23 protein-coding genes are annotated in these 23,400 nt (G+C 66.5%); 3 read left to right on the top strand and 20 right to left on the bottom strand.

Features of this window, described 5'->3' with window-relative positions:
• Positions 1 to 703 precede the first annotated feature (703 nt).
• From rpsQ to rpsL, 18 genes are all read right to left on the bottom strand, one after another.
• Positions 704 to 997: a 30S ribosomal protein S17 gene (gene rpsQ, locus RIV14_RS00175; RefSeq protein ID WP_003789301.1), complete on the bottom strand. Its 294-nt coding sequence runs from the start codon at positions 995 to 997 to the stop codon at positions 704 to 706.
• A complete protein-coding gene (rpmC, locus tag RIV14_RS00170; RefSeq protein WP_009403578.1) occupies positions 994 to 1,239 on the bottom strand; it encodes a 50S ribosomal protein L29 in 246 nt (81 codons plus the stop codon). The genes rpsQ and rpmC overlap by 4 nt, the downstream gene beginning before the upstream one ends.
• The gene (rplP, locus tag RIV14_RS00165; RefSeq protein WP_075250139.1) at positions 1,239 to 1,658 is read right to left on the bottom strand and encodes a 50S ribosomal protein L16; all 420 of its coding nucleotides are present in this window, start codon (positions 1,656 to 1,658) and stop codon (positions 1,239 to 1,241) included. Before rplP ends, rpmC begins: the two co-directional genes overlap by 1 nt.
• Positions 1,659 to 1,661: 3 nt before the next feature.
• Positions 1,662 to 2,483: a 30S ribosomal protein S3 gene (gene rpsC / locus RIV14_RS00160; protein ID WP_003789299.1), complete on the bottom strand. Its 822-nt coding sequence runs from the start codon at positions 2,481 to 2,483 to the stop codon at positions 1,662 to 1,664.
• Positions 2,483 to 2,860, bottom strand: coding sequence for a 50S ribosomal protein L22 (rplV, locus tag RIV14_RS00155; RefSeq protein WP_003789298.1), 378 nt, complete (start codon positions 2,858 to 2,860; stop codon positions 2,483 to 2,485). The genes rpsC and rplV overlap by 1 nt, the downstream gene beginning before the upstream one ends.
• A 31-nt stretch (positions 2,861 to 2,891) precedes the next feature.
• Positions 2,892 to 3,170 (bottom strand): 30S ribosomal protein S19, encoded by a 279-nt coding sequence (gene rpsS, locus RIV14_RS00150; RefSeq protein ID WP_003786073.1) that lies wholly within the window; start codon positions 3,168 to 3,170, stop codon positions 2,892 to 2,894.
• A gap of 14 nt (positions 3,171 to 3,184) precedes the next feature.
• A complete protein-coding gene (gene rplB, locus RIV14_RS00145; RefSeq protein WP_070661459.1) occupies positions 3,185 to 4,021 on the bottom strand; it encodes a 50S ribosomal protein L2 in 837 nt (278 codons plus the stop codon).
• A gap of 26 nt (positions 4,022 to 4,047) precedes the next feature.
• Positions 4,048 to 4,350, bottom strand: a complete 303-nt coding sequence (gene rplW, locus RIV14_RS00140; RefSeq protein WP_003786064.1) for a 50S ribosomal protein L23 — start codon at positions 4,348 to 4,350, stop codon at positions 4,048 to 4,050.
• Positions 4,347 to 4,991, bottom strand: a complete 645-nt coding sequence (gene rplD, locus RIV14_RS00135) for a 50S ribosomal protein L4 (RefSeq protein WP_075371544.1) — start codon at positions 4,989 to 4,991, stop codon at positions 4,347 to 4,349. Before rplD ends, rplW begins: the two co-directional genes overlap by 4 nt.
• 4 nt (positions 4,992 to 4,995) lie before the next feature.
• Positions 4,996 to 5,664, bottom strand: a complete 669-nt coding sequence (gene rplC, locus RIV14_RS00130) for a 50S ribosomal protein L3 (RefSeq protein ID WP_070661465.1) — start codon at positions 5,662 to 5,664, stop codon at positions 4,996 to 4,998.
• A gap of 8 nt (positions 5,665 to 5,672) precedes the next feature.
• On the bottom strand, positions 5,673 to 5,981 hold the full coding sequence (gene rpsJ, locus RIV14_RS00125; RefSeq protein WP_003786051.1) for a 30S ribosomal protein S10: 309 nt from the start codon (positions 5,979 to 5,981) through the stop codon (positions 5,673 to 5,675).
• Between the two features lie 257 nt (positions 5,982 to 6,238).
• Positions 6,239 to 7,477 (bottom strand): class C sortase, encoded by a 1,239-nt coding sequence (locus tag RIV14_RS00120; RefSeq protein ID WP_075371543.1) that lies wholly within the window; start codon positions 7,475 to 7,477, stop codon positions 6,239 to 6,241.
• Between the two features lie 235 nt (positions 7,478 to 7,712).
• A complete protein-coding gene (locus RIV14_RS00115; protein ID WP_075371542.1) occupies positions 7,713 to 9,320 on the bottom strand; it encodes a SpaH/EbpB family LPXTG-anchored major pilin in 1,608 nt (535 codons plus the stop codon).
• A gap of 149 nt (positions 9,321 to 9,469) precedes the next feature.
• Positions 9,470 to 12,331, bottom strand: a complete 2,862-nt coding sequence (locus RIV14_RS00110) for a CshA/CshB family fibrillar adhesin-related protein (RefSeq protein ID WP_143224167.1) — start codon at positions 12,329 to 12,331, stop codon at positions 9,470 to 9,472.
• A gap of 336 nt (positions 12,332 to 12,667) precedes the next feature.
• On the bottom strand, positions 12,668 to 13,858 hold the full coding sequence (gene tuf, locus RIV14_RS00105) for an elongation factor Tu (RefSeq protein ID WP_070661478.1): 1,191 nt from the start codon (positions 13,856 to 13,858) through the stop codon (positions 12,668 to 12,670).
• 200 nt (positions 13,859 to 14,058) lie between these two features.
• The gene (gene fusA / locus RIV14_RS00100) at positions 14,059 to 16,200 is read right to left on the bottom strand and encodes an elongation factor G (RefSeq protein ID WP_070661481.1); all 2,142 of its coding nucleotides are present in this window, start codon (positions 16,198 to 16,200) and stop codon (positions 14,059 to 14,061) included.
• A gap of 45 nt (positions 16,201 to 16,245) precedes the next feature.
• Positions 16,246 to 16,716: a 30S ribosomal protein S7 gene (gene rpsG / locus RIV14_RS00095; protein WP_003786052.1), complete on the bottom strand. Its 471-nt coding sequence runs from the start codon at positions 16,714 to 16,716 to the stop codon at positions 16,246 to 16,248.
• Positions 16,716 to 17,090 (bottom strand): 30S ribosomal protein S12, encoded by a 375-nt coding sequence (gene rpsL, locus RIV14_RS00090; protein WP_003786082.1) that lies wholly within the window; start codon positions 17,088 to 17,090, stop codon positions 16,716 to 16,718. The genes rpsG and rpsL overlap by 1 nt, the downstream gene beginning before the upstream one ends.
• A gap of 495 nt (positions 17,091 to 17,585) precedes the next feature.
• Here rpsL and RIV14_RS00085 point away from each other — a divergent pair, with 495 nt between their 5' ends.
• Positions 17,586 to 18,335: an A24 family peptidase gene (locus tag RIV14_RS00085; RefSeq protein ID WP_256695014.1), complete on the top strand. Its 750-nt coding sequence runs from the start codon at positions 17,586 to 17,588 to the stop codon at positions 18,333 to 18,335.
• A 39-nt stretch (positions 18,336 to 18,374) separates the two neighbouring features.
• Here RIV14_RS00085 and RIV14_RS00080 read toward each other — a convergent pair whose 3' ends face one another.
• Positions 18,375 to 18,953 carry an OmpA family protein gene (locus RIV14_RS00080; RefSeq protein WP_075371539.1) on the bottom strand — a complete coding sequence of 193 codons (579 nt, stop codon included), beginning with the start codon at positions 18,951 to 18,953 and terminating at the stop codon, positions 18,375 to 18,377.
• Positions 18,954 to 19,054: 101 nt separating this feature from the next.
• Positions 19,055 to 19,672, bottom strand: a complete 618-nt coding sequence (locus tag RIV14_RS00075) for a hypothetical protein (protein ID WP_256698904.1) — start codon at positions 19,670 to 19,672, stop codon at positions 19,055 to 19,057.
• Between the two features lie 288 nt (positions 19,673 to 19,960).
• Between RIV14_RS00075 and RIV14_RS00070 the strand changes: the two genes are divergently transcribed.
• Entirely contained in the window at positions 19,961 to 21,685 is a 1,725-nt protein-coding gene (locus tag RIV14_RS00070) for an OmpA family protein (protein ID WP_309324701.1), read from the top strand.
• A 14-nt stretch (positions 21,686 to 21,699) separates the two neighbouring features.
• Complete coding sequence (locus RIV14_RS00065) at positions 21,700 to 23,388, top strand: OmpA family protein (protein ID WP_309324700.1); 1,689 nt, start codon at positions 21,700 to 21,702, stop codon at positions 23,386 to 23,388.
• The last annotated feature ends 12 nt before the right edge of the window (positions 23,389 to 23,400 follow it).

The following is a 23,400-nucleotide window of genomic DNA, read 5'->3' as shown; positions in this document are numbered from 1 at the left end:
GTCCTCCAGACGGCTGGGGCGCGACCGTCGCCTTTTGGAGGTGAAGGACGTCCCCGTCGGAAACCGCAGTCCCCGATCCGCCTGCCTGCCAGCCGTGATCCGCAGCCGGCTCCGGCCAGGTGCGACCCGCACCGGGTTCGGTTCTTGCGGTATGCGCCGGCCGACGCCGCCACCCGGGACGCCCGGCGGACCGGCGGTGTCCATGGCGCTGACATCAACCCTGCATTTGCGCTGCACGCCGTGGAGAAACCGCAGGATTCCAACATTTCCCCTTGGGCTTCTCGACGTCGGACTCCTTGATGTCAGCGCCGTGGACACTGGGCCGCGGGATTCTTGCGGCACCGCCCGGCGTCCTCCCCCAGGTCCGCACCCCACTGGCTCCCTGCGTGGCGCTCGCTCGGGGCCGGGAGATGGTGGTCCGACGTCGGCTCTGGCCCTTGCCTTTTCAGAACCGCCTCTACTCCACGAGGGTGGGGATGCACTGGCCGAGGGTTGTGCCTACTGCACGATGCCCCCACCCCCTTGGAGTACACCCGACCCTCTTCCATTAGCGACCGACCCTCGTGGAGTACCACGCGCTCCGGCGTCGGCGCCGCCCCGCGAGGACCCGCCGCCAACAACGCCGATGCCGCAGCCTCCCGGGTGGGAGGCTGCGGCATCGGGGGCCGTCTCGACGACGTCGAGGGCGGCGTTCAGCCGAGGGTCACTTGGCGCGCTCGAGGATCTCCAGGAGGCGGAAGTGCTTGGTGGCGCTCAGCGGGCGGGTCTCCATGATGGAGACGAGATCGCCGACACCGGCCTCGTTGTTCTCGTCGTGGACCTTAACCTTCTTGGAGCGACGGAGGACCTTGCCGTACAGGGAGTGCTTGTAGCGCTCCTCGACGAGGACGACAACCGTCTTGTCCATCTTGTCGGAGACGACGTAGCCGCGACGCACCTTGCGCTGGGGGCGCTCGGTGGACTGCTCGACGTTCTCGGTGCTGGTCTGCTCGCTCACTTGGACTCCTCCGTGCTCGGGGCGGTGCGAATACCGAGCTCACGCTCGCGCACGATCGTGTAGATGCGGGCGATGTCGCGACGCACAGCCTTGAGACGTCCGTGGTCCTCGAGCTGGCCGGTCGCCGAGGCGAACCGGAGGTTGAACAGCTCGGCCTTGGCCTTGGAGAGCTCCTCGGAGAGGCGCTCGTTGTCCATGCCGTCGAGGTCGGCGGGGGTCAGGCCCTTGGAACCGATTGCCATCAGACGTCACCACCCTCACGAGTCACGAAACGGGTCTTCATCGGAAGCTTGTGCTGTGCGCGGCGCATGGCCTCGCGGGCGAGGGCCTCGTCGACACCGCCGAGCTCGAACAGGATGCGTCCGGGCTTGACGTTGGCGATCCACCACTCGGGTGCACCCTTACCGGAACCCATGCGGGTCTCGGCGGGCTTCTTGGTCAGGGGGCGGTCCGGGAAGATGTTGATCCACACCTTGCCGCCACGCTTGATGTGGCGGGTCATGGCAATACGGGCCGCCTCGATCTGGCGGTTGGTGATGTAGGCGGGCTCGAGGGCCTGGATGCCGTAGTCACCGAAGGCGATCTGGTTGCCGCCCTTGGAAAGGCCCGTGCGGTGCGGGCGGTGCTGCTTGCGGAACTTGGTCCGGCGGGGGATGAGCACGGCTCAGGCCTCCGTTCCCTGGTCTGCGGCAGCGGTCTCGGCGGCCGGCGTCTGCTCGGCTGCCTGCTGCTGCTCGGTGTTCTGACGCGAACCGCGCTCACCGCGGTCGCCACGACGGCCGCCGCGGCGCTCGCCCCGGCCCCGGCCACGGGAGCCGGACTCGGCCTGCTGGCGGGCGAACTCGCGCTCGGTGATGTCGCCCTTGTAGATCCACACCTTGACGCCGAGGCGGCCGAAGGTGGTCTTGGCCTCGTAGAAGCCGTAGTCGATGTTCGCGCGCAGGGTGTGCAGCGGCACGCGCCCCTCGCGGTAGAACTCGCTGCGGCTCATCTCGGCGCCGCCCAGGCGGCCGGAGCACTGCACCCGGATGCCCTTGGCGCCGGCACGCATCGCGGACTGCATGCCCTTGCGCATGGCGCGACGGAAGGACACGCGGGAGGCGAGCTGCTCGGCAATGCCCTGGGCGACCAGCTGGGCGTCCAGGTCGGGGCTCTTGACCTCAAGAATGTTGAGCTGGACCTGCTTGCCGGTCAGCTTCTCGAGCTGACCGCGCAGGCGCTCGGCCTCGGCTCCGCGGCGGCCGATGACGATGCCGGGACGGGCGGTGTGCAGGTCGACGCGCACGCGGTCACGGGTGCGCTCGATGTCGACCTTGGAGATACCGGCCCGCTCCATGCCGTCCTCCATGAGGCGGCGGATCTTGACATCCTCCTCCACGAAGTCGCGGTAACGCTGACCGGGCTTGGTGGAGTCGGCGAACCAGCGCGAGCGGTGGTCCGTGGTGATGCCCAAGCGGAACCCGGTCGGGTTGACCTTCTGCCCCATTACCGGGCTCCTTCCTTCGTTGCGGCGTCGGACTTGTCCCCGACGATGACGGTGATGTGGCTGGTCCGCTTGAGGATCCTGCTGGCCCGGCCCTGCGCACGGGGACGGAACCGCTTCAGGGTGGGACCCTCGTCGGCGAACGCCTCGATGATGAACAGGTCGTTCTCGTCGAAACGCTCACCGTCACGCTCGGCCTTGAACCGGGCGTTGGCGATTGCGGACTCGAGGACCTTGCGCACCGGCACCGCAGCGGCCTGCGGGGCGAATCGGAGCACGTTGACGGCCTCGACGGCGCGCTTGCCGCGGACGACGTCCACGACTCGGCGCGCCTTCATCGGCGTGCAGCGCACGTACTTTGCCTGCGCCTTGGCTTCCATGTTCTCTGCCTCTCAAACTTTCCGACGTCCGTCAGCGACGCGACTTGCGGTCGTCCTTGACGTGCCCGCGGAAGGTGCGGGTCGGAGCGAACTCACCGAGCTTGTGGCCCACCATGGACTCGGTAACGAAGACCGGCACGTGCTTGCGACCGTCGTGGACGGCGAAGGTGTGCCCCAGGAAGTCCGGCGTGATGACCGAACGGCGGGACCAGGTCTTAATGACGTTCTTGGTGCCCTTCTCGTTCTGAGCGTCCACCTTCTTGAGGAGGTGGTCGTCGACGAAGGGACCCTTCTTCAGACTACGCGGCATGATTCAGGCTCCTATCAGCGCTTCTTGCCGGTCCGACGACGACGCACGATGAGGCGGTCGCTGGACTTGTTGGGACGGCGGGTACGGCCCTCGGGCTTGCCCCACGGCGAGACAGGGTGACGACCACCGGAGGTCTTGCCCTCACCACCACCGTGCGGGTGGTCCACCGGGTTCATGACGACACCGCGGACGGTCGGGCGCACGCCCTTCCAGCGCATACGGCCGGCCTTGCCCCAGTTGATGTTGGACTGCTCGGCGTTGCCGACCTCGCCGATGGTGGCGCGGCAGGCGGCCTCCACGTTGCGGATCTCCCCGGAGGGCATGCGCAGCTGCGCGTACTTGCCCTCCTTGGCGACCAGCTGGACGGAGGTGCCGGCACTGCGAGCGATCTTGGCCCCGCCACCGGGACGCAGCTCGACCGCGTGGACGACCGTACCGGTGGGGATGTGACGCAGCTGCAGGTTGTTGCCGGGCTTGATGTCGGCGCTGGGGCCGGCCTCGACGACGTCGCCCTGACGGAGCTTGTTCGGGGCGATGATGTAGCGCTTCTCGCCGTCCATGTAGTGCAGCAGGGCGATGCGCGCGGTGCGGTTGGGGTCGTACTCGATGTGAGCGACCTTAGCGGGCACGCCGTCCTTGTCGTGACGACGGAAGTCGATGAGACGGTAGGCGCGCTTGTGGCCACCCCCCTTGTGACGGGTGGTGATACGGCCGGAGGAGTTGCGTCCACCAGTCTTGCTCAGCGGGCGCACCAGCGACTTCTCGGGCGTGCTGCGCGTGATCTCCACGAAGTCGGCCACGGAGGAGCCGCGACGACCCGGGGTCGTGGGCTTGTACTTACGGATTCCCATATCGATCCTTTACCTTCCGTGGCGCACTAGGCCACATCACCGAAGATGTCGATGGTCCCCTCGCGCAGGGTGACGATCGCACGGCGGGTGTCCTTGGACTTGCCGATCCCGGTGCGGGTGCGGTGCGTCTTGCCCTTGCGGTTGATGGTGTTCACCGAGGAGACCTTGACATCGAAGATGGCCTCGACGGCCTGCTTGATCTCGGTCTTGTTGGATCCCGGTGCCACGATGAACGTGTACTGGCCACGGTCCATGCAGGCGTAGGACTTCTCGGAGACCACCGGCGCGATGATGACGTCGCGGGGGTTCTTGGACTTCTCGAGGCTCACTTGGACTCCTCCTCACCCTTGCCCAGGAACGCGTCCAGGCCAGAGGCCGTGAAGACGACGTCGTCGGACTTGAGAACGTCGTAGGTGTTGAGCTGGTCGGCCCACAGGACGTGCGCCTCGGGGGCGTTGCGCAGGCTGAGCCTGGACAGGTCGTCCTGACGGTCCACGATCACCAGGGCCTTGCGGCCGGTGAGGTTGCGCAGCGCGACCAGGGCGTTCTTGGTGGAGGGCACCGTGGTGGTGACGAACTCGGTGATGACGTGGACGCGGCCGTTGCGGGCGCGGTCGGACAGGGCGCTGCGCAGGGCGGCGGCCTTCATCTTCTTGGGGGTCCGCTGGGTGTAGTCGCGCGGCTGCGGGCCGTGGACGGTGCCACCGCCGACGAACTGCGGGGCGCGGGTCGAGCCCTGGCGGGCGCGGCCGGTGCCCTTCTGACGGTAGGGCTTGCGGCCACCGCCGCGGACGTCGCCGCGGGTCTTGGTGGCGTGGGTGCCCTGGCGGGCCGCGGCCAGCTGGCCGACGACCACCTGGTGCATGAGCGGAATGTTGAGGGGGGCGTCGAAGATCTCGGCGGGCAGCTCGACGCTGCCGGTCTTCTTGCCCGTGGAGTCGACGACGTCGACGGTGAGTGCCTCAGTCATGGTCTCAGGCTCCCTTCACGGCGGTGCGGACGACGACGACCGAGCCCTTGGGGCCGGGGATCGCGCCGTTGACGAGCAGAACGCCCTTGTCAACGTCGACGCCGCGGATCTTGAGGTTCTGGACGGTGCGGCGCGCGTGGCCCATGCGGCCGGCCATGCGCAGGCCCTTGAAGATGCGTCCGGGGGTGGCGCAGGCGCCGATGGAGCCGGGCTTGCGGTGGTTGCGGTGAGCACCGTGGGAGGCGCCCACACCGGCGAAGCCGTGGCGCTTCATGACACCGGCGAACCCCTTACCCTTGGAGGTTCCGGTGACGTCGACCAGCTGGCCGACCTCGAAGGTGTCAGCGGCCAGCTCCTGGCCGGGGGTGAACTCCGACGCCAGGGAGGTGCGGACCTCCGCCACGTGGCGGCGGGGCTCGACCCCGGCCTTGGCGAAGTGGCCGGCGAGCGGCTTGGTGACCTTGCGGGCGTCGATGTCGCCGAAGGCGAGCTGAACGGCCTCGTAGCCATCGGTCTCGATGGTGCGGACCTGGGTCACGACGTTGGTGTCGACCCGGACGACGGTCACGGGGCGCAGGACCCCGTTCTCGTCCCAGATCTGCGTCATGCCGAGCTTGGTGCCGAGCAGCGCCTTGGCAGGCGCGGCGGCAGCCGGCGTGTTAAGCGTTGTCATGGCAGTCCTCAGAGCTTGATCTCGATGTTGACGTCAGCGGGCAGGTCGAGACGCATGAGCGAGTCGACGGCCTTGGGCGTCGGGTCGACGATGTCGATCAGCCGCTTGTGCGTGCGCATCTCGAAGTGCTCGCGGCTGTCCTTGTACTTGTGCGGCGACCGGATCACGCAGAACACGTTCTTCTCGGTCGGCAGCGGCACCGGGCCCACGACCGTCGCACCAGCGCGGGTCACGACGTCGACGATCTTGCGCGCCGAGGAGTCAATGACCTCGTGGTCGTAGGACTTGAGCCGGATGCGGATCTTCTGTCCCGCCATGGCGCCTAACCTCTCTTGTACTTGCTTCTGGCCGGTCCACGCGCTCGGGCGTGTCGCTTCAGGACGCGCGCCGCTCCCGTCAGGGAAGGCGGTGAACCGGTCTGGACACACGGAAACCCGTTCAGGAGGAACGGGTCCGTCAGAATGAATCCCGGGGAGTCCCGGGGCGGCACAACCAGGGGCGCACAGGCGCACACCCTTGGCCGGCCGGATTACGTTATCAGGGCTCGCCCGGGCAGCGGAACCCAGGATGGGGCCTAGAGCCTGTGAGTCCGCCCACTGGTCCCCGCGCTCGGGCGTGTCGCGTCCAGCACCGGGATCTCGGCGGTGTCGATGAGCTCCTCGTCATCCCATCGGGCAGACGGCGCCGACAGGGACGCGATCTCCTCCAGTAGCGCCAGGTTCTCCATCTCGGAGGGCTGGGGCGGGACCGGCAGGTCGGTGAACCACCGTTGGGGCTCGACACCGGCGTCGTCGTCCATCCAGATCCGCATCTGCTCCGCCCAGGTCTGGGGACGCGGTTCCTGCTCCGCCTTACGGGTCCTGGCCAGGGCCCGCTCCTTGACCTTCGCCGCCGCGTAGCCCGAGCGCCACAGGTACAGCCCGACGACGATGAGCCCCGCCGCCAGGCCCACGGCCCACCAGGGGAAGTGGGGAACGTCAGGGCGCTTGCCCGCCGCCGCAAGGTCCTTTGCCGGGGTCGGGTAGATGCGCTCGCCGGTCAGCAGGATGCGGTGGGTGTTGATGCCCAGGGGCGTGCAGGTCACCAGGGTGAGCAGGTCCTTGCCCTCCTCGGCGCGCAGGGCCTCGGTTTCCTCGGGCTCGACGACCTTGGTGCTGGTGACCCGGTAGGTGAGGACCTCCCCGAAGACCTCGACGATGAGACTGTCACCGGTCTTGACCTTGTCCAGGTTGGTGAACATGGTGGCCTCGGCCAGGCCGCGGTGCCCGGTGATGACCGAGCGGGTCCCCTTTCCCCCGACCGGCAGTGAGGTGCCCTCCAGGTGCCCCAGGCCCTTGAGCAGGGTGTCGTCGGCCGTGCCGTGGTAGACGGGCAGGTCCAGGGAGATGGAGGGAATCTTGAGCCGGGCCATGAGGCCCTCGTTGTTGGCCTTGAGGATGTTGGCGTACCTCAGGGAGCTGTCCTTGCTGGAGCCGGCGCCGGTGGGGACGTGGTTGTTGGCCTCCAGGACCGCTCCGGCAGACAGGGCGTCGTTGTACGCGTGAGCCTGCTCGATCTGGGTCTTGGCGTCGGGACGGGCCCCATCGACCTGGGCGGAGTAGTCGGCAGTCACCTTCGACTGGTTGTACTGAGAAATCCAGGAGGCCGCCGTCGGATAGGTCAGCAGCCCCATGCCGACGATCGCCATGATGGCGGTGATGAGCGCGGAGACCGATAGGCGCCAGGTACGGGGACGACGGTGCTTTTGGAGGCTCGAGGCGCGTGTTCGCGCAGTCCGGGCGGTGCGGGGTGTGCGTGCTTTGCGGGAGATCATGGGGCCTCGTGCGCTTCCAGGGTCGGGTGGACGGGGTGGGGATGGTGCGGGGTCGCACATGACGGTGCAGGCGCTCGACGGATCGGGTCCGCCGAGTGCCTGCACCGCTTCCGCTCGGGCCACGACCTCACGATCGGGACAGGCTCAGGACCCGGTCACGACGCGGTTGAGGCGGGGCTCTTGCGGTTGTGGTTGTCGGCCGGGGCCCGTGGGCCCCGGCCGACAGCGGTTGTCATCAGGCAGCGAGGTTCGCGCTGTGCTTGCGCTCGCGGTAGCGGGCCACCAGGACGGAGCCGACGGCGATCATCAGCAGGGACGCGCCGGAGGCGGTCAGGATGAGCATGCCGTTGGCACCGGTCAGGGGCAGGCCCGGGACCGACTGCTTGGTGTTCTCAACGGTGACGTCATCCGTGGTCACGGTACCGGCCTTGACCTTGACAGCGGTCACGGCGTCGTCACCCGAGGGCAGGACGAAGCCTGCGGGCGCCTTGGTCTCCACCAGGACGTAGCAGCGCTCAGTGGCGTTGACCTTGTTGTCGCGGCCCGCTTCGTCAATGGAGTCAGAGACGAACAGACCCTGGATATTGATGGCACCAGTGTCGTCGGTGGTCAGGGTGGTCTCGCCGTTCACGGCGATCGCGTCCCCCTCCTTGTCCTTGGAGCAGGAGTTAGCGTAGGAGTCCTTGGCCTTGTACAGCTGGAACTCAGCACCCTTGAGGCCCGCCTTGTTGCCGGCCGTGTCGTGGCTGTCAACCTTCTTGATCGTCAGGTTGCCCCAGTAGGTGGTCACCGTCTCGGTCGTCGGCGGGTTATCGGGGGTCGTCGGCGGCTCCTCAGGATTCGGAGGCTGCTCGGCGTAGGTGGTGTCAGAGATCAGCTGAGCCTTGTTGGTGATGTCACCATTGTTACTGGCGGAGGCGACCTTACCCTCGAAGACGGCCTGGACGGGCTTACCCGCAGCCTCCTTGAGCTTACCCAAACCGACCTTGGTGAAAGTCACCGTCACGGTCTGACCGCTGGTGACCACCTTGTAGTCACCGGGATCCATCTTAGCCCCACCAAGCGTGATGTCCGTGGCGGTCACCTCGGTCAGGTGCTCGTCCATGGTGTCCCTGAGCTGGAAGTACTTGTAGTAGGACTTGGCGTCCAGCTTCGGCAGGGTCGAGGTGACCGGGAAGCGGACCTTGGACCCCACGGCGTAGCCGTTAACCTTCTGGTCCTGGATGGTCTTGGTGACCTCGACCTTCTCGTTCTTGGGGTAGACGTGAACGTCGTAGACCCAGTTACCCTCCTGACCCGCAGCGGTGTTCGGGGTGGGAACGGTGACAACGAAAGGCTTGGCCTTCTGAACGATGTTGCTGGGGGTCTTGGTCTCGCACACGAGGTAGGCCTTGACCGGCATACCGCTGATGGTTGCCGCACCGGAGGTATCCGTATCCGGCGACGCCATCCCTGCCTCGAAACCGTAGCCATCCAGCTTAGGGTTGGCCGGGTCTGCGCAGGCGCTGTCCGGAATCGCCCCGGACGCTGACAAGGCACTGACCTTGTTCCAGCCCGCAGGATCCTTGAGGTTGATCCCAGTGATCGGGTAGGCAGTGAACTGAACACCCGCGACTGCGGCTCCAGCAGTACCACCGGCAGTACCACCATCGACGGTGCCAATGGGGTTACCGTCCCCGGTGAGGTGCTTGTGAATGACCAAGGAGCCCTGAGCGCTCTCCTTGATGTTTCCGTAGTTGGCGTCCTCAGCCTGAGCCATGGGGGCCAGACCGAGCACGGCCAGAGTGAGGACACCGGCTGCGGCAGCAGCCCGACGCCCCAACGTGCTGGCGTTGTACTTCATGGGTTGGGATTCCTTTCACTGTGCGCCGCGGGGAGATGCGAACGCGTGACAGAGGTGTGGATAGGGAGTGCTTCTCCGGTAGACGACTCCGTCTTGCCCGACGGCGTCACCGGCGCCTCCGACCTTTCATGCACGGGCCGGCGGACGAATCAGTCCAGGTTGCGGTGACGGCGCCTCCTTAAAAGTCCAGTGGAGATCGCGACAGCGGAAACAACCGCACCCGCAATCAGGAAGATGTACGCACCACGCCCACCCGTCAAAGGCAAACGAGGGGTGACCACCTTCTCGTTGGTGAAGGCCTTCGAGAAGGAGTACTGGAGGGCATTGGGTTTGATGGCGAAGCTGCGGCTCGTCGTGTCAAGCCGGTAGCCCGCGGGAGCCCTCTTTTCCACCAGGGAGTAGGAACGCGTGTCCCAGGGCAGACCGGTCACGGTGAAGGAACCGGCGGCGGGGTCCGTGTCGGCGTAGGGGCCGCCCGGGCACCGTCCTCTGCCACCGGCGATGACACAGTCGGTGACGGTGGTCCTGGCCGGGACTCCGGGGCCGCTGAGCGTCCACTCCGAGCCGCCAAGGGCGTGCCCGCTCGTGTCCTGTTTCTTCCAGGACACCGATCCGGTCAGACGCTGATTGGTCACGGCGCCCTTGGCGACGCCCGTGGTGTCCTTCAAGCCGGCTTTGAGGTTGGCGCCGGAGACGTCGTCGAAGACCAGAGTCTTCTCCAGACGCTGGTAGCCGCTGGGAGCGGTCTTCTCGGTGACGGAGTAGCTCCCCCACGGCAGCCCGGTGACGTCGAAGACGCCGGGAGCCGGGTTGGTGTCCTTGTAGGCGCCGGTGCGGCAGCCGGCCGCCTGGCAGTCCTCGACGACGGTGCCGGAAGGGACGCCGGGACCGGTGAGCGTCCACGTGGTGCCGCCCAAGGGCGTCTTGCCGTCCTGATCGACCTTGGTCCAGGACAGCGCCCCGGGCTTGGTCGTGTTGGTGACCGAGCAGGTGATGCGATCGGTTCCCCTCACCCGGATAGTGGATCCGGACAGGCTCGAGCCGCCCCAGTTACCGACCGTGCCGGGGGTTTGAGAACAGCGCCATGCGCTCGCCTCGTACCCTGGCGCCTGGGGGTTCGTGGAGGACTCGCTGAGCCCGTACTGTCCTGGACGCGTGACCTTGATCCCGGTGTCGACGGTGCCGGTCACCTGCAGGGATGCGGCGCCGCCGTTGCCCTGCTGGGCCTTGAGGGTCCACTGGTCGGCCCCGAGGGCCTTGACCTGCCCGGTGTAGGGGGCCTGGACGTTCTTGACGAGCTGGATGGTGGGGACGCGAACGGCGAGCCGGTAGTCCTCAACCTCACCGTCCATCGTGCTGCCGGTGGGTTTGAGGTCGACGCCTGCTTTAGCCGTCCGCACCCGCAGGTAGGTGTGGGGCTGAGATCCGGTTTCCCCGTCGATGCTGCGTACGACGTCCTCGGGCACGGTCCATCTCAACGTGGCATTCGACCTGCCGTCACACGTCACCTGGGCGCTCTTCTCGGCGGGATCGAACACACCGTTGTGGTTCCAGTCGATCCAGCCGGCGACTGCTCCCCCTCCGTTGCAACGGGCGTTGAGGGTGACGTTCTGGCCCGGAGCGGTTTCGATGCCTGCGGCGGGGATGGTGACACCGTCCTCGTCGTTGCCGTACCAGCCGTCGTTGTCATCGCCGTCGGCCCCGTCGCTGAAATGCTGCTGGGACTCGGCGTCGATCAAGGAGCCCAGGTAGGGTCCGGAGGCGTACATGCGGGTGGTGTTGATGAGACGGCCGCCGAAGAGGTCGTAGCCGTTTCGGTTCGTGACCTCACCGCCGTCCCACTTGGGCTGCAGGAGAGCAGAGGCGCTGCCGTAGGAAGCGGGGGCATCCCCGAAGTCGGTGGCCAGGACCAGCCCCAGGGCGACGGCGGAGTAGCCGGATCCTTGCATGGTGATGGTGGCGCTAGTCGCCCCTTCCATGAACATGGACACTGCGGGCCCGCCGATGCCGTTGGGCTTGGAGTAGCCTCCGCCGTTCTGGTAGACGCACTCCTGCGCCGTGTTGTCTAACCGCAGGGTGCGGTTCCCGTTGGACAGGGTCGCGCGGGTAGTGACCGGCCGCCCGGTGCCTCCTCTCGTGTCGGTGCAGTTACTGGAGCGCCCGCCGTCGAGGAGGCGCCAGGTGACTCTCTGGTTGTTGGGGACCTGGGCCTGGATCCACTCGCCGTCGAAGGGCTCATTGGTGCTCCCGGGGTTGGAGGCCTCGGCGTCGGCGAAGACCAGACCGTTGAGGCCCACCGGCGTGGAGCTGCCGTCGGGGGCCTGGAGGGTCGCCGAGCAGGAGACGTCGAAGCTGATGCGCGAGTATCCGCCCGTGGGGGTGCGGTCCGCCCGGCGGTCGTTCTTGTCCTTGCCGTCCCAGGTCTTGTCCCCGTTGTAGGCGTAGCCGTTGGCCAGCCCAATGACCATCTGGTTGTGGTTGACGTAGTCCCTCGGGTACGTCAGACCACTGTGCCACTCCGAGCTGCCGTCGCTCCAGCCCCCGGCGCCCCCGATGTTGTAGAGGTTGTCGAGGATATCGCCGGCCCAGGTACCGGGAATGGTGGCGACCAGCGGGCCACGAGCAAGATCGTCAGGAAACCCCTTCTGATGGCCAATGTGCTTGAGATTGGACAGGTTGCAGGTGGTGACTAGATAGCCGGCCTCCCCCATGTCGCGGTAGTTGGTGAAGGTCTTGCGCTGCCCGTAGTCGAGCACGGGGACATTCGGCTTGGTTTGGCCGGCGAAGTTGCTGTCATAGTCCGCCCACTGGAGCCACTGGATAGTGTCCCGGTACCAGCTGGTACCGCCCTGGGCGAAGACCGCCGGAAGCGCATCGGCTGGAAGCCCCCTCGGGGCCGCCCCGGCAGAAGGCTGCTCAGTGCCCACGAGCGCCGCTGCGACGCAGGTGAGTGCCGCAGCGCCGGCGACGAGCTTACGCAGGCGAGGCAGAATGGCACGACGACGCGGCAAAGGAAACACTCCACTTCATGAGAACTCAACGGCACTGGGCTCGCCCGCAAATGGGCGTCGACATCCAGGTGCCTGGTGACAGTGGATAACCTAGTTGACGAAATCGGGCAATACGGGATCGGTGATGGATCTGAAATCGTCCGTTATAGCATTGCGACACCATTCATTACGCCGGTATCACAAAAACTAGGAAATAGTGTCATTCACATTTCTATTCATATTCGCGGTAGGCCGCGCCATTGCCCATGGTGGAACACAAAAAAGACCTCCCCGGTCAGAGCGGCTGCTCTGACCGGGGAGGTCTGGTGCTACGCGGAGGCGCGAGGCGTCAGAGGGTCACTTGATGACCTTGGTGACGCGGCCGGAGCCGACGGTACGGCCACCCTCACGGATGGCGAAGCCGAGGCCCTCCTCCATGGCGATGGGCTGGATGAGCTCGACGGTCATCTCGGTGGTGTCGCCGGGCATGACCATCTCGGTGCCCTCGGGGAGGGTGATGACACCGGTGACGTCCGTGGTACGGAAGTAGAACTGCGGACGGTAGTTCGAGTAGAAGGGGTTGTGGCGGCCGCCCTCGTCCTTGGTGAGGATGTAGACGTGGCCCTCGAACTCGGTGTGCGGGGTGATGGAGCCGGGCTTGCAGACGACCTGACCGCGCTCGACGTCCTCGCGACGGGTGCCGCGCAGGAGCAGACCGCAGTTCTCGCCGGCCCAGGCCTCGTCCATCTGCTTGTGGAACATCTCGATACCGGTGACCGTGGTCTTCTGGGCCTCGCGGATACCGAGGATCTCGACCTCGGAGTTGATCGGGAGCTTGCCGCGCTCCACACGACCGGTGACGACGGTGCCGCGACCGGTGATGGTGAAGACGTCCTCGATGGGCATGAGGAAGGGCTTGTCCATGTCACGCTCAGGGGTGGGGATGTACTCGTCCACCGCGTCCATGAGCTCCTTGATCTTGCCGGCCCACTCGGCGTCGCCCTCGAGGGCCTTGAGAGCGGAGACACGGATGACGGGAGCCTCGTCGCCGTCGTAGTCCTGGGAGGACAGCAGCTCGCGCACCTCCATCTCAACCAGGTCGAGGAGCTCCTCGTCGTCCACCATGTCGGACTTGTTGAGGGCCACGAGGAGGGCGGGGACGCCCACCTGGCGGGCGAGCAGGACGTGCTCACGGGTCTGAGCCATCGGGCCGTCGGTGGCGGCGACCACGAGGATCGCGCCATCCATCTGGGCGGCACCGGTGATCATGTTCTTGATGTAGTCGGCGTGCCCGGGGGCGTCGACGTGCGCGTAGTGACGCTTGGCGGTCTCGTACTCGACGTGCGCGATGTTGATGGTGATACCGCGCTGACGCTCCTCAGGAGCCTTGTCGATCTCGTCGAAGGGGGTGAAGGGGTTCAGCTCGGGGTACTCGTCGTGCAGAACCTTGGAGATCGCAGCGGTCAGCGTCGTCTTACCGTGGTCGACGTGACCGATCGTTCCGATGTTGACGTGCGGCTTGGTCCGCTCGAACTTGGCCTTGGCCACTGGTGTCCTCCTGGGACTCGGGTAGTTCTCTTCGTCGGGATTCGACTAGCACACATGCTAGCCGCCCGGGCGTCGAGAGTCTCTACTGGTGGATGTTGGAAATCTTACTGAACTGGGTCCCGGTCGGCACCCGAGGGGCGCCGCCGGGCCGGGGTCCGCCACGGTTGCGTGCAGCCGGCACGGACCCCGGTGGCAGGACGTCAGGCGCCCTTGACCTTGGCGATGATCTCGTCGGCGACGTTCTTGGGAACCTCGGCGTACGAGTCGAAGGTCATGGAGTACACGGCGCGCCCCTGCGTCTTGGAGCGCAGGTCACCGACGTAGCCGAACATCTCCGACAGGGGCACGTTGGCGCGGATGACCTTGACGCCGACGGCGTCCTCCATCGAGGCGATCATGCCGCGACGGGAGTTGAGGTCACCGATGACGTCGCCCATGTACTCCTCGGGAGTACGGACCTCGACGGCCATGACGGGCTCGAGGAGGACCGGTGAGGCCTTCTTGGCGCCTTCCTTGAACGCCATGGAGCCGGCGATCTTGAAGGCCATCTCGGAGGAGTCGACCTCGTGGTAGGCACCGTCGATGAGGGTCGCCTTGATGTCCACCATCGGGTAGCCGGCCAGGACACCGGTGAGCATGGCGTCCTGGACCCCGGCGTCCACGCTGGGGATGTACTCGCGGGGCACGCGACCACCGGTGACGGCGTTGGCGAACTCGTAGTGCGCCTTCTCGCCGTCGGCGGTCTCGGCGGCCTCGTCAGCCGCGAGGGGCTCGAAGCTCATCTGCACCTTGGCGAACTGGCCGGAGCCACCCGTCTGCTTCTTGTGGGTGTACTCGACCTTGTCCACCTTCTTGCGGATGGTCTCGCGGTAGGCGACCTGCGGGGCGCCCACGTTGGCCTCGACCTTGAACTCTCGGCGCATGCGGTCCACGAACACGTCCAGGTGGAGCTCGCCCATACCGCCGATGACGGTCTGGCCGGTCTCGTCGTCGAGGGAGACAGTGAAGGTGGGGTCCTCCTCGGAGAGCTTCTGGATGGCCACACCCAGCTTCTCCTGGTCGCCCTTGGTCTTGGGCTCGATGGCCACGTGGATGACCGGGTCCGGGAAGGTCATGGACTCCAGGACGATCGGGGAGCCCTGGGCACACAGGGTGTCACCGGTGGTGACGTCCTTGAGGCCGATGAAGGCGTAGATGTGGCCGGCGTGGGCCTCCTCCACCGGGTTCTCCTTGTTGGAGTGCATCTGGAAGAGCTTTCCGATGCGCTCCTTCTTGCCCTTGGTGGCGTTGAGGACCATCTCGCCCTGGGAGACCTTGCCGGAGTAGACGCGCACGTAGACGAGCTTGCCGTAGAAGGGGTGGGTGGCCACCTTGAAGGCCAGGGCGGAGAAGGGAGCCTTCTCGTCGGCCGGACGGGTGAGCACCTCCTCCTCGTTACCGACGGCGTGGCCCTCGACGTCGGGGACGTCGAGCGGGGAGGGCAGGTAGTCCAGGACGGCGTCGAGCACGGGCTGGATGCCCTTGTTCTTGAAGGCGGACCCGGCCAGGACCGGGAAGGCCTCACCGGCCACGGTGAGCTTGCGGATACCGGACTTGAGCTCGGCAATGCTGAGCTCCTCGCCCTCGAGGTACTTCTCCATGAGGGCGTCGTCGGCCTCGGCGACCGTCTCGATCAGCTGGGCGCGCAGCTCCTCGGCCTTGGCGACCAGCTCGGAGGGGATCTCCTCGTACTCGACGATCGAGCCGCGGGTCTCCTTGCCGTCGGCGTCCTTCTCGGGGAAGCGGATGGCCCGCATCTCCAGGACGTCGACGAGGCCGGAGAACTCGTTCTCGGCACCGATCGGGAAGTTGAGGACGATCGGGGTGGCGTGGAGACGGTCGCGGATGGTCTGGACGGAGAAGTCGAAGTCGGCGCCCAGCTTGTCCATCTTGTTGATGTAGCAGATACGCGGGACGTTGTACTTGTCCGCCTGACGCCACACCGTCTCCGACTGCGGCTCCACACCCTCCTTGCCGTCGAAGACCGCCACGGCGCCGTCGAGCACGCGCAGGGAGCGCTCGACCTCGACCGTGAAGTCCACGTGTCCGGGGGTGTCGATGATGTTGATCTGGTTGTTCTTCCAGAAGCATGTGGTGGCCGCGGAGGTGATGGTGATACCGCGCTCCTGCTCCTGCTCCATCCAGTCCATCGTCGAGGCGCCGTCGTGCGTCTCGCCGATCTTGTAGTTGATGCCCGTGTAGAACAGGATGCGCTCTGTCACGGTGGTCTTACCGGCATCGATGTGGGCCATGATGCCGATGTTGCGGACCTTGGTGAGGTCTGTCAGCACGTCAAGTGCCACTGGTGGTGTCCTTCGTTCGTGTGGGGTACGGAGCTGATTCCGGCACTACCAGCGGTAGTGGGCGAAGGCCTTGTTGGACTCGGCCATGCGGTGCATGTCCTCGCGGCGCTTGACCGCTGCGCCCAGGCCGTTGGAGGCGTCGAGAATCTCGTTCATGAGACGCTCGGTCATGGTGTTCTCGCGGCGCTGACGGGAGAAGTCCACGAGCCAGCGCAGCGCCAGGGTGGTGGCGCGGCCGGGGCGGACCTCGACGGGCACCTGGTAGGTGGCGCCACCGACGCGACGGGAGCGAACTTCCAGGGCGGGGCGGATGTTGTCCAGAGCGCGCTTGAGGACCGAGACCGGGTCCTGGTCCGTCTTGGAGCGCACGCCCTCCAGGGCGCCGTAGACGATCCGCTCGGCGGTGGACTTCTTGCCGTCCAGCAGGACGCGGTTGACGAGCTGGGTGACGACCGGCGAGCCGTAGACGGGGTCGACGACGAGCGGGCGCTTGGGTGCGGGACCCTTACGAGGCATTACTTCTTCTCCTTCTTGGCGCCGTACTTGGAACGTGCCTGCTGGCGGCCCTTGACACCCTGGGTGTCGAGGGCGCCGCGCACGATGTGGTAGCGGACACCGGGAAGGTCCTTCACACGACCACCGCGCACGAGCACGATGGAGTGCTCCTGGAGGTTGTGGCCCTCACCGGGGATGTAGGCCGTGACCTCGATACCGGTGGACAGGCGCACACGGGCGACCTTACGAAGGGCGGAGTTCGGCTTCTTGGGGGTCGTGGTGTACACGCGGGTGCACACGCCACGGCGCTGCGGACTGGCCTTGAGCGCTGGCGTCTTGGACGCGGAGCGCTTCGTCGAGCGGCCCTTGCGGACCAGCTGCTGAATGGTAGGCACTACTGATTCTCCATGGGGACGTGAGTCTTGATCTGGCTGCTGCCTGCGTGCCGGGCCGCTCCCCCATTGGTGGCTCGACGGCGCACGTCACCGCGGAGAGGGCCGGCCCGCCGGGGTCGGGGCGAGCCCGATGACGACGTCCGGAGCCCCGCAGTCAGGGGCCCGTCGGTTCCCGCCGCGGCAGACCCGCGTCACGATGTCGCACCTGAGCCGAGCAGGCCTGAGGCCTGGACGAAGTCGACGTCGCTGGGAACGGAATGGAGATGCGGTGACCCGTCTGCGGGCACCGTCGGCCAGGTTACCCGTTCGCAGCAGGAGGGCGCCAGGGTGAAGGGAGAGGTGAGGGCGTGGTGCTGGACACGCGACAGGAGCGCGGGGAAAGGTGCGGAGCACCTCGACGTCGACGGCCGAAGGCTCACGGGAGGGGGCGCGAGGTTCAGGCGATATTTCCGCCTTTCCCTACCTCGAAGGCGACGAGCGTGCGAGAGTGTGGAGGTGAATGTCCCCGCACTACTGGTCGCCATCGCCGTCGGCGGTGCAGCCATCGCAGTCGTCACCCGCCCGGTCTCGGCCTTCGCCCGACGGTACGTATCCGACCTGGAACAGGCCGGGGCGCAGACCGGGGCCGCCTCACCCGGTGACACCGCCACCGAGTCGGCCACCTTCCACGCGCAGTGGTTGCTGGCGCCCGCCTCTCAGGGGGTTCTGGCCGCCCTTCTGTGCGGAGTGACGCTCATGCGGGGAGCGGCCGGCGGGGCGTGGGGCGAGGTGATTGTCGCCCTTCCCCTCGTGGCGCTGCTCGGCGCGGCGTGCAGCGTCGACGCCGTGTGCCACCGCCTGCCCAACCGCATTCTCGCTCGGGCCGCCATGTGGACCGGTACGGCAACCACGGCCCTCGCCCTGTTCAGCGCGACCACGGGGACACCCTTGCCCGAAGCGGGTTGGGCTGTGTTGCGGCCCGTTCTGTGCGCGGTGAGTGCCGGCGTCGTCGTGGGGGCCATGGCGCTGCTGCCCGGTTCGGGAATGGGGCTGGGGGATGCGAAGCTGTGTGCGGTTCTTGGGCTGTGGCTCGGATACTTCGGCGGGACCTACGCGACAATGGGCATCATCATGGGGTTCTTCATCGGCGGGATCATCGCCGTGGCACTCATGATCAGTCGCCTGGCCGGCCGCAAGACGCTCATCGCCTTCGGCCCCTACCTGTCGCTAGGAGGCTGGTTGGCATGGATGCTCGCAGTGGCGTGACTCCGCAGGACGATTGTTCGCACTTACCCCTGTTCGCACTTACCCCCAGCGCACATCGACGTGGCGGTTGGCGGCCTTGCCGGCCTCATTGACGCTGCCGTCCGCATTGGTCTCGGAGGCCACGGGTTCGCTCTCCCCCTTGCCGGAGGACTGGACGTTCAGGGAGGGTACCTTGGAGGTCAGGTAGTCGGCGACGGCCTTGGCCCGTTGCTCGGAGAGTGTCTGGTTGTATGCGTCGTCGGCGACGGAGTCCGTGTGCCCCACCACGGTGACCGTGGCCGGCGCCTTGCCGTTCCAGCGGCTGACGATCTCGTCGAGCACCTGCTTGGCCCGGTCGGTCAGGGCCGAGGAGTCGACGTCGAAGGTGACGTCACCGGATAGTGAGGCCACCGTGGTCTTGCCGTCCGAGGAGTAGGTGACCGCGCTGTCCGAGCTGCTTGAGCGCGACACCGGCGTGACAACGCGGTCCACGGTCTGAGCCACCCGGGGGTTGCCCGGCCCTGCGCTCTCCGGTTGCTTGGTGATCGTCGTCGGGTCGGCTGTGGCGCTGTTGCTCGCAGCCGCCAACGGGCGGCCCGCTTGCGGTGCTGCGGGTAAGGCAGCAGCCCCGGCGGACACTGACCACGATGTTGCCCACACGGCGACGGCCGCGGTGGCAAGCACCCCGGACCGAGGCCGACGCTTGGCGCCCCTTGCCCATCCCCCATTCATCTGCCGTCTCATCGGGCCACCGCCACGTTGCTGAAGGTGCCTCCATTCGGGATGGTGATGGTGACGTTCTTCGCCTCGGCCGGTACACCGGTGAAGGTCGCCTGGAGCGCGATCGTCTGACCGGGTTGGATGAACTCCGTGAGGCCACTGGAGCACAGGCAGCCGCCCTGGGAGTCGTAGGAGACGCGGTAGATGCTTGAGGAGGACGGTTCGATGAGCGTCAAGCCGTCGGCGTTGTTCGTGCTCCCTCCCGGGCTCGCCTTTCCACTGGGCTGAGGCACCGAGTCGTCTCCATCAGAGAATGAGTCGTATATCCACATGTCATTCTTCTTGTCATTATTCGTCACGGAGAACATGACGGTCACCGTCGTGCCCGCACCGGACACGGAGTTCAGGGAAACAGTCCCGGGTTTACTGTCAACGGTCGTGGGATGCGACTCAATGGCCGCACCATGACCACCGCCCCCGGCCTGCGCCGACTTCGGCGCTGACGCCGACGCCGAGGTCGAGGTCGAGGTCGACACCCCCTTCTCACCCGAGGAGCCCCCTGGCAGCTGGCAGGACGCCAGGGTTGCCGCCATTCCAATGGCGCTCATGGCGGCCAGAACTCGCTTCGAAGCAGTCATCATGATGGAACCTCCGTTGCTCTCGATCAGGCCACATCGACCTGAGGAATACTGAGACCCTATGCAGCACCCATCATTCGAGAAATGGGGAGGCTCCCACGGGGAAATATCGTGGAGTACCCGGGGTACACGCGGGGAGACCGAGAGAATCCGTGTACTCCCCATGGAGTTATGGGGAGTACACGGGGAGCGACGGGGAGTACCCGGGTAGCCCTGCTTGCTAGGGAGATTACGTTACGATTACACTCTGTCTTTGAGAAATTTCGGCGGACCCATGAAGGAGTTCTCGTGTTGCCCGTGTTGTCTGGTTTGTCTTGTGTTCCTTCGGCACCGTCTCGTCGGTCTTTCGTGGCCTTCTCGGCCCTGGCGGGACTCGGGTTGCCGGTGCTGGCGGGTTGCGACCTACCGGGGGCATCGAAGGACAAGGGAGGGGCGGCATCCCCGTCGGGCTCCACAGCCTCAGCTAGGGGAACTGCCTCGGCCAGCGCCCCGGCTAAGGCCGGTAGCACCGAGTGGCAGAAGCTCGACGGTCACGTCATGGGCCACAAGGTGAGCGTGGAGGTCTCCCCCGTCGTCCGCCAGGACGACAAGACCTCATACATCGCCCTGAAGCTCACCCGCGCATCCGACGACGCCTCCATCGACGCCGTCCAAGCCAGCTCCTACGAAGACGACAGCGGCAACAAGCTGAGCATCTCCAACTACCTGGGAGTGCCGTCAATCTTCCGCCCGGGTACAGGGGCCTCCCTGGTCAAGCTCCTGGACACCGCCTCGGGGCGCGTGTGGAGCGCCATCAACGGCAGCGGACTGTTCCTCGAGCTCGCCCCCGGCGAGGACATGACCTCCTACCTGTCCTTCGGCAAGGTCGACACCGACACCGTCACCGTCATGGTCCCCATGGCCGGCTTCACCACCGTCTCAGTCCTGGACGCCGGTTCCGCCAAGAAGGCCAAAATCGACCCGTCCATCGCCCAGGCCGCACTCAAACAGTCCTCCAACGACGCCCCCGAGCTCGCCGACCCCGTCGCCATCGAGCGCTACACCCGGGCCCTGGACGACTCCACCAGCACCCACGCCGGAGGCAAGGACATCACCGTCACCCTCGCATCAGACGTCACCTTCGCCTCAGACTCAGCCGACCTCGCCTCAGGAGCTGAGGCTCAGCTCCAGACCGTCGCCACCCAGCTCGGCCAGCACCCTGACGGCGGGACCCTGACCATTGTGGGGCACACCGACGACATCCAGGACGACGCCTACAACCAGACCCTCTCCGAGAAACGAGCCAACGCCGTCAAGACCCGCCTCGAACAGCTCACCAGCCTCGACAAGTGGAAGACATCCGTCTCCGGCAAGGGCGAGTCCGAGCCCAAGATCAAGGACACCACCGACGAAGCCCGCGCCGCCAACCGACGAGTCGAGATCACCCTGACCCCCACCGGCGGCACCACCCCCAAGAACAACACCACCCCCACCCCCACCAGCAGCAGCGGCAACGGTGGTGGCAAGCTGCCCGACCCCCAGGGACCCGTCGCCAAGGGCCCCGAGGGCGTCACCCTCACCTCCAAGGGACTCGACACCAGCGGACAGGTCACCATCACCCTTGACCACGTCACCCGCTCTGACGGCTACCTCCTGGGCACCCTCACCTGCACCGTCAAGGACGGCTCCACCGGAGCACCACTCCACCAGCTGCTCGACGACCCCGAGACAGCCCTGACCAACCAACGCTCCGAGAGCGGCGCCCTGTCAACCTTCCTCGCCAGCGACGGCCTGACCCTCTTAGCAGGAGGTGAGCGCATCTTCCCCGCCGACTACCTTGACGCCGACGTCGAACACCATCTCCCCCTGACCGAACTACGCCTCCTGGACCACCTCAAGACCGGCACCACCACCATCTGCGTCGTCTGGCCCGACCCCGGCGGCGACACCATCACCCTCGACCACCCCGACGGCAAATACTCAACCCCAGACACCGCCTACCGCCTCACCGACATCCCCGTCAAGAACAGCTGAAGGGACCCGCAGCCATGCGTCGTCGCGTGTTTCTCTCCGGAGCGATCCTGACCGGTGTCGGGATGCCGATGCTGGCCGGGTGCAAACTGCCCTGGCAGTCGAAGCATCAGGCCGGCCCGGCTTCGGCGTCGGCCTCTGCGGGTGGGGCGTCAGGGGCGGCCGTGCCTGCGGCGTCGGCGGTGCCGCAAGGCTGGCAGGAGCTCGACGCCCACGTCATGGGCCACAAGGTGAGCGTGGAGGTCTCCCCTGTCATCCGCCAGGACAAGACCTCGTACATCGCCGTGAAGCTCACCCGCGCATCCGACGACGCCTCCATCGACGCCGTCAACGCCCATCCCTTCAGTGACAACAACAACAGGGTCGTTCTCTCAAGCTACTTAGGGGCTCCAACCATCTTTCGACCTGGCGCCGGCGCCGACCTGGTCAAGCTGCTTGATACCGGCTCCGGGCGCGTGTGGAGCGCCGTCGACGGCAGCGGCGGAATGCTAGAGCTCACCCCAGGCAAGGAGATCATCTCCTACCTGTCCTTCGGCAAGGTCGACACCGATACCGTCACCGTCATGGTCCCCATGGCCGGCTTCACCACCGTCTCCGTCCTGGACGCCAACGACGCCAAGAAAGCCAAGGTTGACCTGAGCACAGCCCAAACCGAAATCGACAAGTACCCGCGCGCTGCTCCCGAGCTCGCCGACCCCGTCGCCATCGAGCGCTACGCCCGTGCCCTGGACGACTCCACCAGCACCCACGCCGGCAGCAAGGACATCACCGTCACCCTCGCATCAGACGTCACCTTCGCCTCCGACTCAGCCGACCTCACCTCCGCCGCCGACGCCCAGCTCAAGACCGTCGCCGGCCAGCTCGGTCAGTACCCCGACGGCGGCACACTCACCATCGTGGGGCACACCGACGACGTCCAGGACGACGCCTACAACCAGACCCTCTCCGAGAAACGAGCCAACGCCGTCAAGACCCGCCTCGAACAGCTCACCAAGCTCGACAAGTGGCAGACATCCGTGTCCGGCAAGGGCGAGTCCGAGCCCAAGATCAAGGACACCAGCGACGAAGCCCGCGCGGCCAACCGACGAGTCGAGATCACCCTGACCCCCACCGGCGGCACCACCCCCAAGAACAACACCACCCCCACCCCCAACAGCAGCAGCACCGCCACCCCCAGCAGCAGTGGTGGTGGCAAGCTGCCCGACCCCCAGGGCCCCGTCGCCAAAGGCCCCGAAGGCGTCACCCTCACCCCCAAGAGCGGCGACACCAGCGGAGAGGTCATCATCACCCTCGACCACGTCACCCGCACTGGCGGCTACCTCCTGGGCACCGTCACCTGCACCGTCAAGGACGGCTCCACCGGCGCACAACTCCACCCCCTCCTCCAGGACCCCCAGACGGCCCTGAGCAACCAGCGCAACGAGGACGGCAGCGCCTTCGTAACCCAGTTCGCCAGCGACGGCCTGACCCTCCTCAGCAACGGCGAGCGTATCTTCCCCGCCGACTACAGCGACGCCTACAACAAGCAGCACCTCCCCCTGACCGAGCTCAACCTCAGCGACCACCTCAAGACCGGCACCACCACCGTCTGCGTCGTCTGGCCCGACCCCGGCGGCGACACCATCACCCTCGACCACGCCAAAGGCAAGTACTCCATCCCAGACACTGCCTACCGCCTCACCGACATCCCCGTCAAGAACAGCTGAAAGGACCCGTTC

It is taken from the genome of Actinomyces acetigenes, assembly GCF_031296635.1.
In the GTDB taxonomy this organism is placed as follows: domain Bacteria; phylum Actinomycetota; class Actinomycetes; order Actinomycetales; family Actinomycetaceae; genus Actinomyces; species Actinomyces acetigenes.
The sequence above is the reverse complement of the archived record's forward strand: the minus strand, read 5'-3'. Positions and strand labels throughout refer to the sequence as shown.